At 42.3% G+C, this 15,259-nt stretch carries 11 protein-coding genes; all 11 read left to right on the forward strand.

Annotation, left to right across the window (positions count from 1 at the left end):
* Positions 1-246: 246 nt before the first annotated feature.
* On the forward strand, positions 247-1,332 hold the full coding sequence (gene apbC / locus Q9312_RS00855; RefSeq protein WP_309202637.1) for an iron-sulfur cluster carrier protein ApbC: 1,086 nt from the start codon (positions 247-249) through the stop codon (positions 1,330-1,332).
* 117 nt (positions 1,333-1,449) lie between these two features.
* Complete coding sequence (gene dcd / locus Q9312_RS00860) at positions 1,450-2,016, forward strand: dCTP deaminase (RefSeq protein WP_309202638.1); 567 nt, start codon at positions 1,450-1,452, stop codon at positions 2,014-2,016.
* Between the two features lie 289 nt (positions 2,017-2,305).
* Positions 2,306-3,703, forward strand: coding sequence for a Si-specific NAD(P)(+) transhydrogenase (sthA, locus tag Q9312_RS00865; RefSeq protein WP_309202639.1), 1,398 nt, complete (start codon positions 2,306-2,308; stop codon positions 3,701-3,703).
* Between the two features lie 1,648 nt (positions 3,704-5,351).
* A complete protein-coding gene (locus Q9312_RS00870; RefSeq protein WP_309202640.1) occupies positions 5,352-5,711 on the forward strand; it encodes a hypothetical protein in 360 nt (119 codons plus the stop codon).
* Between the two features lie 23 nt (positions 5,712-5,734).
* Positions 5,735-6,073, forward strand: coding sequence for a hypothetical protein (locus tag Q9312_RS00875; protein ID WP_309202641.1), 339 nt, complete (start codon positions 5,735-5,737; stop codon positions 6,071-6,073).
* An 85-nt stretch (positions 6,074-6,158) separates the two neighbouring features.
* Positions 6,159-6,476, forward strand: coding sequence for a hypothetical protein (locus Q9312_RS00880; RefSeq protein WP_309202642.1), 318 nt, complete (start codon positions 6,159-6,161; stop codon positions 6,474-6,476).
* A gap of 16 nt (positions 6,477-6,492) precedes the next feature.
* Positions 6,493-6,816: a hypothetical protein gene (locus Q9312_RS00885; RefSeq protein WP_309202643.1), complete on the forward strand. Its 324-nt coding sequence runs from the start codon at positions 6,493-6,495 to the stop codon at positions 6,814-6,816.
* 35 nt (positions 6,817-6,851) lie between these two features.
* Positions 6,852-7,184: a hypothetical protein gene (locus Q9312_RS00890; protein ID WP_309202644.1), complete on the forward strand. Its 333-nt coding sequence runs from the start codon at positions 6,852-6,854 to the stop codon at positions 7,182-7,184.
* Positions 7,185-7,219: 35 nt separating this feature from the next.
* Complete coding sequence (locus Q9312_RS00895; RefSeq protein ID WP_309202645.1) at positions 7,220-7,573, forward strand: hypothetical protein; 354 nt, start codon at positions 7,220-7,222, stop codon at positions 7,571-7,573.
* Between the two features lie 106 nt (positions 7,574-7,679).
* Positions 7,680-9,485, forward strand: a complete 1,806-nt coding sequence (locus Q9312_RS00900; RefSeq protein WP_309202646.1) for a SpvB/TcaC N-terminal domain-containing protein — start codon at positions 7,680-7,682, stop codon at positions 9,483-9,485.
* Positions 9,467-15,256 carry an RHS repeat-associated core domain-containing protein gene (locus tag Q9312_RS00905; protein ID WP_309202647.1) on the forward strand — a complete coding sequence of 1,930 codons (5,790 nt, stop codon included), beginning with the start codon at positions 9,467-9,469 and terminating at the stop codon, positions 15,254-15,256. The genes Q9312_RS00900 and Q9312_RS00905 overlap by 19 nt, the downstream gene beginning before the upstream one ends.
* The last annotated feature ends 3 nt before the right edge of the window (positions 15,257-15,259 follow it).

The following is a 15,259-nucleotide window of genomic DNA, read 5'->3' on the forward strand; positions in this document are numbered from 1 at the left end:
CTCGATGGTCTTTGACGGGCGCTTATTTATGGAAGCGCGCTCATCAAGCAGCTTGATTCAGTTCATTATTTGCTGCAAAACTGTCGAAGTTTTCGCCAATTTTTCGATAAATGCAACAAAGCGCCGAACTATACCAAATGCCATGGGTAAAATATATCGATCAGTGCGCTCCATCCATATAAATGCGGGGATCTTTTGGTTATAATCCCGAGCCTTAAATGAGCAGTCAGGAAAAGCAAACGCGCAATGAGTGTGTCAGAAGCAGACGTAAAACAGCAGCTAAACGCTATTACGATTCCAGAATTGGATAACAATCTCGTCGATGCCGGTTGGCTGAAGGCCGTCGACATCGATGGCAACCAAGCGACTTTGCGATTGGTTCCCAGCTTTCCGTGTCAATCGCAATACGCCGACTACGCGCAAAAAATTGCCGCTCAATTAGAGAGCTTGTCGCTCACTGTTGCGATTGATTGGGCACCCCGAGTGGCGGCTTATCAGCATAAAGCTGGGGTTGAAAGCCTTAAGGGTGTTAAAAATATTATTGCCGTAGCGTCGGGAAAAGGCGGGGTTGGCAAATCGACAACCTCGGTGAACTTAGCCCTTGCTTTGGTGGCTGAAGGGGCCAAAGTTGGGCTTCTCGACGCCGATATTTATGGGCCTAGCCAACCGATCATGTTGGGTAAAGCCGATTCGCGTCCTGAAACGCTGGATCAAAAACGCATCTTGCCGGTGCTGAGTCACGGCGTGCAATCGATGTCGATTGGCTATTTGGTGGATCCCGAGCAAGCCATGGTGTGGCGTGGCCCGATGGCCAGTGGTGCGCTTCAACAATTGATTAATGATACGCAATGGCAAGATCTCGATTATTTAATCGTCGATTTGCCGCCCGGTACTGGCGATATTCAATTGACCTTGTCGCAGCGGGTTCCCGTGACGGCAGCCGTGGTGGTAACCACGCCTCAAGACATTGCATTGGCCGATGCCGTCAAAGCGATGAATATGTTTGAGAAGGTTTCGGTACCGGTACTGGGTGTCATCGAAAATATGGGTGTGCATATTTGCAGTGAATGCGGACACGCGGAACATATTTTTGGTGAAGGCGGTGGCGCAGGTTTGGCTGAAAACGCCAAGATTGAGTTTTTGGGAAGTCTGCCGTTAGCGCGCAGTATTCGTGACCATGCCGACAGTGGCACGCCATCGGTGGTTGCTGAGCCCGATGGTACGATTGCACAAATGTACCAAAGCATTGCTCGAAAGATTGCGGCCAGTTTGTCGACTCGAGCAAAAGATTACAGTCAAAGCTTTCCCAATATATCGATCACTAACGACTGATTGAACGCTGGCGTAAGCGAGACGATTAATTTTATTGTTAAAATAGTTTGTTGCTCATCAATGATGCGTTGTTACAATGCACAGAGCGAATGACAGTGACACAGCATGAGGTAAGACATGTCAATTAAGTCTGATAAATGGATCCGCCGTATGGCCGAGAACGAAGGGATGATTGAGCCTTTCGAGCCGGGTCAAGTGCGTTTTGCGAACGAGCAACGTATTGTGTCGTATGGCACGTCTTCCTATGGCTACGATGTACGCTGTTCTGATGAATTTAAAATTTTCACCAATATTAATTCGGCGATTGTTGATCCGAAAGCTTTCGATGAGCAAAGTTTTGTCGATGTGAAGTCAGATGTTTGTATCATTCCGCCAAACTCATTTGCCTTAGCGCGCACGGTTGAATATTTTCGAATTCCGCGCAGCGTGCTGACGGTGTGCTTGGGGAAATCAACCTACGCTCGTTGTGGCATTATTGTGAATGTCACGCCGCTCGAACCTGAGTGGGAAGGTCACGTGACCCTAGAGTTTAGTAACACGACGCCACTTCCGGCGAAAATTTACGCCAACGAAGGCGTAGCGCAAATGTTGTTCTACGAGTCAGATGAAATTTGTGAAACCTCGTATAAAGATCGCGGCGGTAAATACCAAGGCCAAACGGGCGTAACACTTCCTAAGACTTAATAAAGAACCGGGCTTGTGAAATAGTTGAATCGCGCAAAAGGCATTGCTATTGCAATGCCTTTTTTGTTCTCAAACTTGTCCGACTTTAAGGCGAGATTAGCCTAAAGTCTTGCAGAGAAGTCTTAAAGAAATTAGCTATAATAAGACAACGCACAACAGCCAAGATACATCGCTCAGCCATTGATTCATTGAGAATAAGTGAACGACTATCACGTAATTGAGCGAAGCAATAAGACTATTATTTTTTAAGCCATAACAAGAATAAACAACACAGTGATATTAGGTGAGTATGTCAAATTACGACTATGATGCAATTGTCATTGGTTCTGGGCCTGGGGGAGAGGGCGCAGCCATGAATCTGGCCAAGCACAAAAAGCGCGTGGCACTGGTAGAGCGATATAAAAAAGTGGGCGGCGGATGCACTCATTGGGGGACCATTCCCTCAAAAGCATTGCGGCACAGTGTGGCACGTTTGGTGGAGTACAATTCAAGCCCGTTGTTTCACGAATGGTCGCACCCAAGTACCCTAACGTTTTCTGATGTTTTAAAACACACTGAGTCGGTGATCAAACAGCAGGTTAATTTACGTTCGGGATTTTACGATCGCAATCGCGTTGATTTAATGTACGGTGAAGCGCATTTCAAAGACAAACACACGGTAGTAATTAACGAAGCCGATGGCACCATTAATACTATCACCGCCGACAAAATTGTTATTGCAACCGGCTCTCGACCTTATCGTCCTGATGACATCGATTTTAACCATCCGCGCATTTACGATTCTGATACTATTTTGTCTCTGCAACGAAATCCGCGACATATCATTATTTACGGTGCGGGGGTTATTGGTTGTGAGTATGCTTCTATTTTTCGTGGTTTAGGGGTGAAAGTTGATTTGGTGAATATGCGTGATCAACTGTTATCTTTCTTAGACAAAGAAATTACCGATTCGCTTAGCTACCATTTATGGAACAACGGTGTGATTATTCGTAACAATGAAGAATACTCGCAAGTTGAAGGGACTGATGAGGGCGTCGTGGTTCGATTAAAATCGGGCAAAATCATTAAGGCAGATTGTTTGTTGTTTGCCAATGGTCGAACCGGTAACACCGATCGTCTCAATTTGTCGAACGTTGGATTACAAGCCAACGGAAGAGGGCAGCTCGAAGTCAATGCTTGTTATCAAACCAAGGTTGACAACATTTACGCAGTGGGCGATGTGATTGGTTATCCGAGTCTGGCCAGTGCGGCACTCGATCAAGGGCGAATTGCGGCGGCTAATATTTTACAAGAAGCTTGTAACTTGCGCTTGGTTGAAGATATTCCGACGGGAATTTACACCATTCCTGAAATTAGCTCGGTGGGAAAAACAGAGCAAGAACTCACTGCAGAACAAGTGCCTTACGAAGTCGGGCGTGCGCGCTTTAAAGATTTGGCGCGTGGTCAAATTGCCGATACGACGGTAGGCAGTTTGAAAATTTTATTTCATCGCGAAACCAAAGAAATTTTGGGCATTCATTGTTTTGGTGAACGTTCTTCTGAAATTATTCATATTGGGCAAGCCATCATGCAACAAAAAGATGGCGGTAATAACATCGAGTATTTTGTGAATACCACCTTTAACTATCCAACTATGGCAGAAGCCTATCGCGTCGCCGCGTTAAATGGTTTGAACCGACTTTTTTAAAGAGTCGAACATAATTGATGTGGGCTGGACTGACTTAGTGAGTTATGTTTGTTGGGTTATCGAGAGGTAGCCCAACAAATCACATCAAAGCCCAACCTATCACATCGACCTTCAATCGCTCCGACGCTCAGAAAATCTAATGTTGGGTTTCTTACATCAACCCAACCTACGGGTTGGATATTACTCTTATCTAAAGATCATCAACTCAAGCCAACGTAGGTTGGGTTAGCAAAGCGTAACCCAACAAAGTGCATCAAAGCGCAACCAATCACATCGACCTTCAACCTCTCCGGCGCTCAGAAAATCAAATGTTGGGTTTCTTACATCAACCCAACCTACCGGTTCGATATTACTCTTATCTAAAGATCATCAACCCAATCCAACGTAGGTTGGGTTAGCGAAGCGTAACCCAACAAAATCCATCAAAGCCCAACCTATCACATCGATGTTCAATTGCTTCGACGCCCAGAAAATCAACTGTTGGGTTTCTTACATCAACCCAACCTACCGGTTCGATATTACTCTTATCTAAAGATCATCAACCCAAGCCAACGTAGGTTGGGTTAGCGAAGCGTAACCCAACAAAATACTTCAAAGCCCAACCTATCACATCGACCTTCAATGGCTCCGACGCTGAGAAAATCAACTATTGGGTTTCTTACATCAACCCAACCAACGGGTTCGATATAACTCTTACCTAAAGATCATCAACTTAAGCCCGCGTAGGTTGGGTTAGCGAAGCCTAACCCAACAAAATACTTCAAAGCGCAACCAATCACATCGACCTTCAATCGCTCCGGCGCTCAGAAAATCAACTATTGGGTTTCTTACATCAACCCAACCTACGGGTTCGATATTACTGTTACCTAAAGATCAACAACCCAAGCCAACGTAGGTTGGGTTAGCGAAGCGTAACCCAACAAAATACTTCAAAGCCCAACCTATCACATCGACCTTCAATGGCTCCGGCGCTGAGAAAATCAACTATTGGGTTTCTTACATCAACCCAACCAACGGGTTCGATATAACTCTTACCTAAAGATCAATCACCCAAGCCAACGTAGGTTGGGTTAGCGAAGCGTAACCCAACAAATTACATCGAGGTTCAAAAATGCGGCTATATTTCGCACAATCTTCCGACCGCAAAGCCGAACTCTTTAGCCTACTAAGGGTATCTGTTCTAACCGCACTGAAGTTAGAACTTGTCCATAAAATTGCTGAATAATTGTTCAGCTATCTTCCCAATGTCACGTTATCTAAAAGAAATGTCCGAATAACTAAATATTTAAATTCAATTAAAACAATAAGATAGATATACAATGAAGGCGTACTCAGATATCAGATTAAGAGGTCTGCAAAAGGAACGAATATGTCTCTTGTAGATGAGCTTAATAGCCAAACTTGGGAACGGAAGGACACTTATAAGCTGTCCTCTTGATCTGATTTTGATTTCAATTGTGCAATCCAGTTTGGGTGATTTGCTTGTTATTTAATCGATAAAGTTATCCTAAGTTCGTTTTGTTATTTATACATAATGAACCTGGTCACATTTGTGAATATTACATCTAGAGATTTGTTTTGAAGAATAATGAAGTGTGAAATAATTCGCGCCAAATTTTCTGGATTAAATTCTTACTAAGGAAAGCTAATGAAATCCGTTTTCATGGCCATTACTTTGGCTGTTTTTTGTGCGAATTCGTTTTCTCAAGGTTATATCACTCAACTTGGTCACGGTATTGAAGTATTAAAGATTCACGGTCATCGTGATGGTGGGATCACTGTGTGGGTTGACTCATCTTCGGTACAGAATCCTGATAATTGCGGCGGTGTTGACCGATTGCATATACCTAGCAATCTTCAAGGCTATGACACCATGGTGACTCTCGTAACAACAGCTTTTACGGCCAATAAAAAAATAGGCTTCTGGTCTTCTGGCTGCGATAACATTCCGTTTTGGGGCGGCGCTCGCACTTATCCAATCATTAAAGATGTTTGGTTAACGAATTAAATTTATTCAGCAAAGAGTTCGATATGAAAAATTATTTTGTTCTAGTTGTTTTGATAGTCAGTTTAGTCTTACCGAAAACAGTCAATGCTGTCGATGCAACCGGAGAATTAGCCGAGGTTGACTTTATTTACACAACCGTTGGGGGATCAGTGTTCATATCTTTGTCGCCAAATAGTATGCCTGGTTGCTACAACAATCGTGCTGGATATATAGAGCAGACGACGCCTGAGAATTTGAAAAATGTACTGAGTACTTTTCTAGCTGCTCAAGCAGGGAAGCGACAAGTTCGAGTTTTGTACAACTATACGACTGCAACATCGGGTTGGAATATGTGTCGCATACAGTCTGTGTATTTATACTAAAACACGTTCAATATTGTCGTCTGAAATCAGAAGCTAATTAGATTAAATATGTGAACATGAAAGGGTTATTTGGAGAGATTTATTGATGCGTAACGTTATTCTAGTCATGATTATTGGATTTATGGGGTCGATCAGTGCTGCTCAAAAGTGGACAGAATGGCGCGAAGTAGGGATGTTTTATACCTATACGAAAGCTGACTCTTTATACGTCCATTTAGAAGGCGAAAGATGCCCTAATGAGAAAGCATATTACACCATTGATTCTGAGCGAAATCCAAACGCTAAACAAACCATTTCAATGATATTGGCGGCGAGCGCAATGAAACGCAAGGTTCGCATTTTAACTGACCCAGAACAAAGCACGGTGATGTGCTATGTATTGGGCTTACAAGTTTCATCATAGAATTTTTGAAAATCTTATGAAAAAAATACTTCTTATCGTTTTACTCAGTCTTGCAGGGCAAGTCGTTGCAGGCGTTGTGAAAGGGAAAGTTGATTGGATCAGAATTCGAGCATCTGACGGACTAATTTATTTTCGAATTGATGGTACTTCAGTAGATAAGCCTGCGTGTTCGACAAGCACTAATTGGTCTATTAAAGATGAAAACTCTAACGCTGGAAAAGCGCAGTTGAGTGCGTTGTTAGCTGCACAAGCTTCAGGGAAAATGATTACTGTAAATGGCAGCAATCAATGTACCCGCTGGGCGGATATGGAAGACGCAAACATAATTTTAATTGAGTGATTGTTTATTTTTTAGAAATTCAGGATGTGATTTGTATGTATAAATTAGCTTTGACAATAATATTTCTTTTCTCTGCTCCATTGTTTGCAGCGGATACTCCAGTGACCACGATTTCTATGTTGCGTGGTTTTACTTCGACCGATGTAGTTGGGATTTACTTAAAAACGGCGGATACAATTCCAAACCCAGCGCAATGTGCAAGTAACTCGTTAATCAGAATGGCTAAACTTGATAGTGCTGATTTTGATATGCAGTACTCATTGATATTAGCAGCGTTTGCAGCTAATAAACGAGTGACTTTGAAAATACATGATACTGAGTGTTCTAGTAGTTATCCTAAGTTGATAAATACCGTTGTCTATCAGTAATCGTTTAATTTTTATTGATGTAAATTGAGAAAATCATGAATAGTCTTTTTAAGAGAGTAAGTGTTTTGGCTTTACTATGTTTAGTAACTTGCGGAGTCAACGCTGCTAACTTTATCGCGAAAATTGATAGAATATTATTCGTTGAAGGAACGAATAAAAATAGAATTTATGTATACCCTGAAGGGGGAGTGAAACATGCTCCGGCTTGTCATGGCGAAAATGGCGACTATATGTCTTTTAATATGGAACGACCCATGGCGAAGGAATACATGTCGGGATTGATGATGGCTATGAGTGCCGACAAGCGTGTCGGATTCTTTATTGAAGATAGTTGTGTCGATCAAGATGTTTCAGCCACGTTACGTTATTTTCTTGTATATAAAAATTAGTCGAATTAAAGCTGCCATCTGGGTAGCTGAAATTATGCATTTTTAAGTTGAGATCTCTTTAGTGAGGCTCAACATTTAGGAATTAAGTTTTTTGGGGAATTTAAGCATGTCCGTTAGAACTTCAATGATTGCTGCAGGTCTTTTGTCGGCCGTCGTCTTGCAAGCTGAGGCGTATACGCCGCTTTTTAACTATGATCAAAATACGCATTTTACGGTCGAAGGTGACTTCGATGGTGATGGTGATCTTGATCTATTTGTGCAGCCAAAGTTGAAGTCATCTGATACGGGGTTAATGCCTAAAAACATTAATGAAACTTTGGACCCAGCGATTCATAAATATTGGGTCGGCCAACATCCTCAAATCACTGCAATCGAAGATTGGAGCGATGAATACTATAAAGCGTTTGCTGCGAACTTAACGTCTTCCCCAGGCGATGAGTTGTTGTTATTAGGTCGTCAAGACATCGTCTTGTTGCACGGTGAAATAGTCACACCGATAGTTATTTTAAAAGATCCTCGTAATGCGATCGTTTCTTGGGACGCCAGTAAAAATGCGAGTTTTACCAGTTTCGATTTTGATGCTAACCCAGACAGTTATCAACTTCACTTTGGTGACTTTGATGGTGATGGATTTGATGAAATTATTTTACAAGGGTTAACCGCCGGTTCAACATCTTATGTGTTAGACAGTGATGGCAGTTTAAACCAAACGTTGGCCAATGGTTATCAAGGCATTGATTGGTCGGCTGTGGCCTATGAGTTTGTGATTGATGATCTAAACGGTGATGGTCGTGACGATATTCAATTAGAATCGAACAGTGCGTCTCTACCGGATAACTCTGCCTTTTTTGGCAGTGGTGGCACCATTGTAAGTGTTGCAATTGAATACGATCCAAACAATGCATCACGCCCTGACTTCGCGCATAAAAGTTCCGGTGTCCCTGATGCTCAAGCCTCATTAATTTATGTTCCTGACTCAGATATTGTTGGTGCTGTTGAAGGGCAAGCAGGCGTATCGGGTGGTGCCGCCACGTATACCATTCCGATTGCATTGCCTCCGGGTCGAGCGGGTATGCAGCCAAGCGTATCGTTAAATTATTCATCTCGTTCGGGTAACGGTATTGCGGGTGTGGGTTGGTCACTTAGTGCGGGCAGTAGCATTCATCGGTGTGCACAAACAGCTGCGAATGACGGTGCAAATCTCAGTGTGCGCGGTTTAGACCTCTTCGACAAGCTTTGTTTGAATGGCCAGCGATTAGTAGTTGTAAATGGTACTCAGTATGGAAAAAGCGGAGCTGAATATCGTACTGAAATGGATTCGTTTGCTAAAATCGTTCAGCTTGGCAACTTAGGCTCTGGCACCGTCAGCTTTACGGTTTATAACAAGAACGGCCAAGTAGATTATTACGGTCTTGGCGGTACTTCGCGGCATAATCGGTCTGGTAGCGATACTTATGCATGGGCGATCAGTCGCTCAGAAGATCGTTCTTTGATGAAAAATTCGATAATTTATACTTACTCAAAACCTTCAACCGGTGAGTTCTTATTATCGCGAATTAATTATACGGGTGAAAGCACCGTACTTGGTAATCGTGTTGTCGAGTTTGAATATGAAACAGCGTTACCTAGTGATCAAAGTATTAGTTATCAAGCTGGTGAATACTCTAAGCGAACTAAGCGCCTAGCGAAAATTAAAACCTTTGTGAATGATACGCAAAAGGTCCGAGAGTATCGTTTAGGTTACGAAGAAAGTGCGGCATCTAAACGCTCTTTATTAAATACCGTTACCGAATGTGGTGTTGAAGACGCCATTGAAACATGTTTGCCTTCGACCCACTTTAGTCACTTTAATCAAACCGTTGGTTTATCAACTACAAATGATATTAAAGTTTGTTGCCAAGTAATATCGTAGAAAACCTGGCCGATGACGATGGCTTTCGATTTAAAGATCTCGATGGTGATGGCGTTTCAGAGTTGATAGTCACTCGCATAGATCGTAGCGCATATCCATATTCTGTACAGTCTGTTGAGATTTATAAAGCATCGGGAACGTCAGGTGAGTACCAATTAGTCAATGGGAATGCAGATCATCGAATATACCGGTCTCTAGATGGCGACTTAAACAGTAATGGAATTACCGATTTTCTATTCTACAACAATGACATTAATCGTATGCAGTACATGGAGCTTGATGAGAACTTTCAAGCTCAAGTATATAATTTCGGCCACACTAATGTAGCGGGTTATATTCCCGGCTCGGTAGGCGATACTTATGTAACCGATATTAATGCAGATGGTTATGCCGATATTATTCGAATGACTCAAGGTCGAGTAGCTTGGTATTATTTGAACGATAAAGTTGACGCGGCGACACCTTCGTTCAGTGGCCCATACGATTTAATTGATTTACGCGATAGACGCGCTGAGTATCAATTCTATTTTGAATCTTCATCCCTTATGGATTTAGACGGTGATGGATTACCTGACTTAGTTTTATCCTACAACAGTGCTGATGGCGTGACAGAGTTAAATGTTGCGTTCAACGAGTTGCAAGGCGATGGGACCATCGATGTAGTTCGACTGACCGCTGCGCAGATGAACTTGCCAGCTAACCAACATCAAAACCAATACCTATTTGCTGATATTAATGGTGATGGATTAAAAGATTATGTAAGAGCAACAGGTACTTCTTCTTCAAACTTCGCTTGGACAGTGCAATTAAATAAAGGTGATCGAACCTTTGCTAGTGCGCAACCGTTAGGATCTAATATTGGTTTGCATCGTTGGACAGTTGGAACTGGCGATAATGGTGCTTATAAAACTCAAGCCAAGTTTGGTGGGGTTAAAGCCGTTGATTTAGATTCAGATGGCAAAGAAGAGTTGCTTGTTGTTACCGGTAGTGATGATGATGTTTGTTTAACTTTCTCTGGACATCGATTTAATTGGACGACTAATACCTATGAAGGTGAACCGGTTGATGTTCAGTCGTGTAATGATCAAATTCAAGCGGCAATGCATGCGAATTCAGGTCAAGGTGCTCCTCAAATTTCGTTAAACTTAGGGCATTACGATCTGCGTCGCTTCAACTGGACTCTACTCGATTTTAAATATGAGAACGACCAGTTCAACCTAGAGCGTTCTCAAGCAGACTTCGTAAAAGCTCCTTTGGCTGATGTAGGTTTTTTGGAGGGCAGCGTTTATGAATCATTACGTTTTGAAGATGTTGATAACGATGGCTATTTAGATGCTGTTTCAAGAGTATTAGATAGCTATGCTTCAACAAATAATGTGAATGTGGGTGGTGACTTTACTGGTGTTGCTTTATCGGTGTCGCATAACAATGCAAATGTAACATCTGAACTGGTCGTCAATCGCAATCAGTCAGTGATTCAAGGGCGCCATAACGATACTCTTTATCGGGTCGAAGATGGATTAGGTAGGGTCGCTGAGTGGGTCATTTATCCTATGTCGACACAGTCATTAGTTGCCGACCTACCATTTTATGAAGTGCCATCACTGGTTGAAAAAGAGAATAGGTACACTAATGGTCTGAGTCGTAATTATCTTTACTTTACTTCAAGTATGCCGTTAGTTCATGAATTCCGTCAGTCTAATGGTCAGCAGGGACTCATTGCCAACCAATACTATTACCGCGAAGCGATTTACAATCGTGAAGGCCGTGGCTTTCAAGGGTTTAGAAGTGTTATCGTTGACTCGCCCACTGGTATCGATGAGTTAGGTACTTTGACTTACACTCGATCGGTTTCGGATTTTCATCAGGTTTTCCCTATAGCCGGAAAAATTGAAGAGGTTCGTACGTGTCTCGCAACCAATGAGCTGCAGCCGTGCAGTTCAGGTTTGTTAAGTCGTACCCAGATTGACCAATATTTGGAATTAAATACGATAAACCTAAATACCTATTGGGTTGTGCCGCATAAGGTCACCAAGCAATCTTTTGATTTGCTCAATTCAAACTATGAATTATCTAAGTCAATTACAACCATTGAAGAAGTAGACGTCGATGCTAGATTTGGAAATATAATTTCTACAAATGAATGGGTTGATACAAAGTTTGGTGAGATTGAGAAAACAATCGTTAACTCTTATTTGGCTGCTGATGAAGCGGATTGGTGGGTTAATAAGCTTGAAAATACAACGGTAACTACCGAGGCGTTAACAAACACGAGCGCCAATACTGTCTATGATGCAACGTTAGACTCGAAAACTATTTTGCGAACTCGATTTACTTACGATCCTCAAAGCCGTCGTCAAGATGAAGTTACAACGGAAGTTGTATTAGGAGAGGGAAAGTCAGTCGTTGTTGATACTGATTACAATGCTTATGGATTGCCAATTCAAGTGACGACAAGCTCGATTGGTGAGACTGATCGAATAGTCTATTCTCGATACAGCGATGACTTTTATTTTGTTGACGAAGTAGAAAGTAAGTCAGATGACGCGAGCAATGTGCTCCATATATCTTACTCTGAAACAGCTCCAGAGCATGGACAGGTTATATCGACAATCGATTTGAATGGCAATGTTAGTACAATTGAATACGATGCTTTTGGGCGTATGATTGAAACAACCGCTCAAGGTGTCCCTAGTGCTTATAAACGTTACTTCTTATGTGGTTCTGGCAAAGGGACAACCTGTGCTAATGATGCTGTTTACCAAGTGGCGACGTTTCAGGCGGGTAGCCCAACGATTTATTCGCATCGTGATGCATTAAATAGAGATATTTTAGCTGAGACGGTGGGCTTTGATGGCGACTCTTCCATCTTTGCATTCACAACTTTCAATGCACTCGGTCAAAAGTTGTTTGAATCTGTACCAACCAAAACGAGTACTCCTATTCCTTCGGTGGAAAGTTTAAATCCAGATAATTTTATGGGTACTCGTTTCGAGGGCTATGACGCGCTAGGCCGGCTCACTCAACGTAAAACAGATACAGCTGGATCATCGCTTCAAGTAACTTATTACCATGAAGGGCACACAACAACAATAACGACCAACAATAAACCGCCGATGACTCGAACTTACGATGGCGCCGGCCGACTGATTGAAACCATGCAAGAAGACTACGATCAATCTCGGTCGTATACACGTTATGCTTATGACGGCATGGGTAATCCTATCGTTATGCAAGATGCAAATGGTCACTCAATTACTGCGGAATACAATGCGCTTGGCCAGAAAAAACGAGTGGATGATCCTAATATGGGCTCAAAGACTTTTACTTATACAGGGTTCGGAGAAGTTCATAGTGAAACCGATGCCAAAGGTATAACGACGACGTTTGAGTACGACAGGCTAGGCCGTTTGACGCATCGTTATGTAGGAGAATTGACTAATTCACAGGCTAGTTTTGTCTACGATATTGCACCGAAAGGAAATACTGGTGAACAATGTATTGGCTTGCTTTTCAAAGAAGAGCAGCTTGAAAATAATCATTCAAAGACCATTGGTTACGATGAGCTTTGTCGAGCGACTAGCAGTAGCCAAATAATTGATGGGCAAACATATATCACAACCACTCATTTAGACAGCTACTTTGGACGAGCAAAAGGGATCACTTACCCGAATGGGCTAACGGTTGAATATCGATATAACGACTTGGGTTATTTGACTAAAGTTAAGAACGCCGCCAATGATTATGTTTACCAAGAAATTACTTCTATGGATGCTTGGGGGCAATGGAGTTCTGCAAAAATGGCTGGAGACAACTTAAAAGTTGAGCGCAGTTATTATGAAGCAAGTGGCCAGATGTTAGCGAGTAAGTTGAGTAGTGGTGATGGTAACAGCGATTATCAAGCATTCGACTATGACTATAATAATTATGGAGATCTAACTAAGCTCCAAGTCAGTAACTTTTTAGGTACCTCTACCTCGATTAGCGTTGAAGAGTATGATAACGATGCATTGCACCGTCTAAAAAGTTCTGCACTGATAGTTGATGGCACTCCTCGACAAACTATTGATTATGACTACGATAAGGTCGGAAACCTGAAAACTAAATCTGATTTTAGTACCGTCAATGGAATGAGTTATGGTAATGGATCTCGTAGTGAGGGGAATGCTGGGCCAAATGCAGTATTGAGTGTGACATTAGCCAATTCAGCGGGTACTCGTACCTACGAATATGACTTAAACGGCAATTTAGAAAATGATAAGTTAAACGGAGCGCAATTACGTCATATCGATTATAACGCGTTTAACAAACCAACTTTAATTACCGTTTCGGGTGGTCATAAGTTAAGCCCGCTTGATCAAAATACCACAGGCGCGTCAACCACAGCGTTTTTCTATGGCGCTGATCAAATGCGTTTCAAACAGGTTAAAACAACCTCCGGTGAAGTAGAGACTACGCTTTATGTCGGTAAGGTTTATGAAGAAGTGATTACTTCAAACCGCACCGAGAAAAAAGTGTTTATCAACGATATCGCGATGCAAACCGAAATCATTGAGAACGGCTCAACTGAGTTTAAAATTGGTTTCTTCCACAAAGACCGATTAGGTTCTGCTGTGGCTATTAGTGATGAAACTGGAAGCAATATTCAGTTCAGAAGTTTTGACCCCTTTGGTAAACCACGTGAAGGTAATTTGACGCGCAGTCCTAATGCCATCATCGGTAGTGACCTGTACAAACGTGGCTTTACCGATCACGAGCACTTAGATGGTAGTCAGCTAATCCACATGAACGGGCGAGCGTATGATTACAATCTGGGAAGGTTCCTCTCAGTAGACCCTTTTGTTCAAGATCCGGGAAATTCACAGTCTATGAATCCGTATTCGTATATTATGAATAATCCATTAGCGGGATCGGATCCGAGTGGGTACCTTAAGAAGTGTGAAAGCAATGCGGAGTCCTGCAATCCGATAGAAGAGCTAGTACCAGGTACATCTGAATGGGTTGATAAGTTAGCTTCGCTAGATAATGGAAAGGATGAAAAGAAATCTACTAAACCGGTCGAATTGCCTGAAGGTTGGGCTAATGGAACCGATTGGGAGTATACTCAAGACGACATAAACTTGATTATGACGGGTAATTCTTTCAATCCATGGATGCCACTTTTAGATGGTGTTCAAGCAATTGATGAGGGTGATGAGATTGGAGCGCTGCAAAATTTTGCAAATGGTTTCGCCGCTATGTTCACGGCAGGTATGTCCAGCGCTAAGCCGTCACGAGGTAGTTCTAAAGGGCCGCGTAAACCTGAAAGCGCAACTGGTGGTGTTGATAATGTTCCAAGCTCGAAAAGTTTGGTATCAAATAAATTTCCTGGAGAAGCTCTAAGCAATAAAGGAAAAGTATTTGGAGAAGTAAAAGTAGTAAATGGAAAAGTTACACTCGGCGAAGGGAATGTTGTTCCTCGTGATTTGGATTTTGTGATTACAAATGATCGTAGATTGGTAGTTGGTTCTCAGCACACAACATTAGCTAATGGAAAAGATGTTTTAGCGGCAGGTCAAATGAGGTTAAATGGCCAGGGGAAAATAAGAAGGCTCGACAACCTCTCAGGACACTACAAACCGACTGTAGAAGAAGCATTGAGAGTTCCTGATATGTTAAGAGATATGGGATTGGATGTTTCTGGTGCTCGGCATCAGCTTTATCGATTTGAAATAGATGATGATGGATCGGTTGTTCGATCTATATTAGACGTTAATAAAACATTGGATTAGAGG

Origin of the sequence: Pleionea litopenaei (genome assembly GCF_031198435.1) — a bacterium.
Lineage (GTDB): Bacteria > Pseudomonadota > Gammaproteobacteria > Enterobacterales > Kangiellaceae > Pleionea > Pleionea litopenaei.

Bases quoted from the DNA above. Each gene is read 5' to 3' on its own strand.
- Q9312_RS00870 (WP_309202640.1), top strand. From the start codon at position 5,352: ATGAAATCCGTTTTCATGGCCATTACTTTGGCTGTTTTTTGTGCGAAT.
- Q9312_RS00895 (WP_309202645.1), top strand. From the start codon at position 7,220: ATGAATAGTCTTTTTAAGAGAGTAAGTGTTTTGGCTTTACTATGTTTA.
- sthA (WP_309202639.1), top strand. From the start codon at position 2,306: ATGTCAAATTACGACTATGATGCAATTGTCATTGGTTCTGGGCCTGGG.
- Q9312_RS00890 (WP_309202644.1), top strand. From the start codon at position 6,852: ATGTATAAATTAGCTTTGACAATAATATTTCTTTTCTCTGCTCCATTG.
- dcd (WP_309202638.1), top strand. From the start codon at position 1,450: ATGTCAATTAAGTCTGATAAATGGATCCGCCGTATGGCCGAGAACGAA.
- Q9312_RS00885 (WP_309202643.1), top strand. From the start codon at position 6,493: ATGAAAAAAATACTTCTTATCGTTTTACTCAGTCTTGCAGGGCAAGTC.
- apbC (WP_309202637.1), top strand. From the start codon at position 247: ATGAGTGTGTCAGAAGCAGACGTAAAACAGCAGCTAAACGCTATTACG.
- Q9312_RS00900 (WP_309202646.1), top strand. From the start codon at position 7,680: ATGTCCGTTAGAACTTCAATGATTGCTGCAGGTCTTTTGTCGGCCGTC.
- Q9312_RS00880 (WP_309202642.1), top strand. From the start codon at position 6,159: ATGCGTAACGTTATTCTAGTCATGATTATTGGATTTATGGGGTCGATC.
- Q9312_RS00875 (WP_309202641.1), top strand. From the start codon at position 5,735: ATGAAAAATTATTTTGTTCTAGTTGTTTTGATAGTCAGTTTAGTCTTA.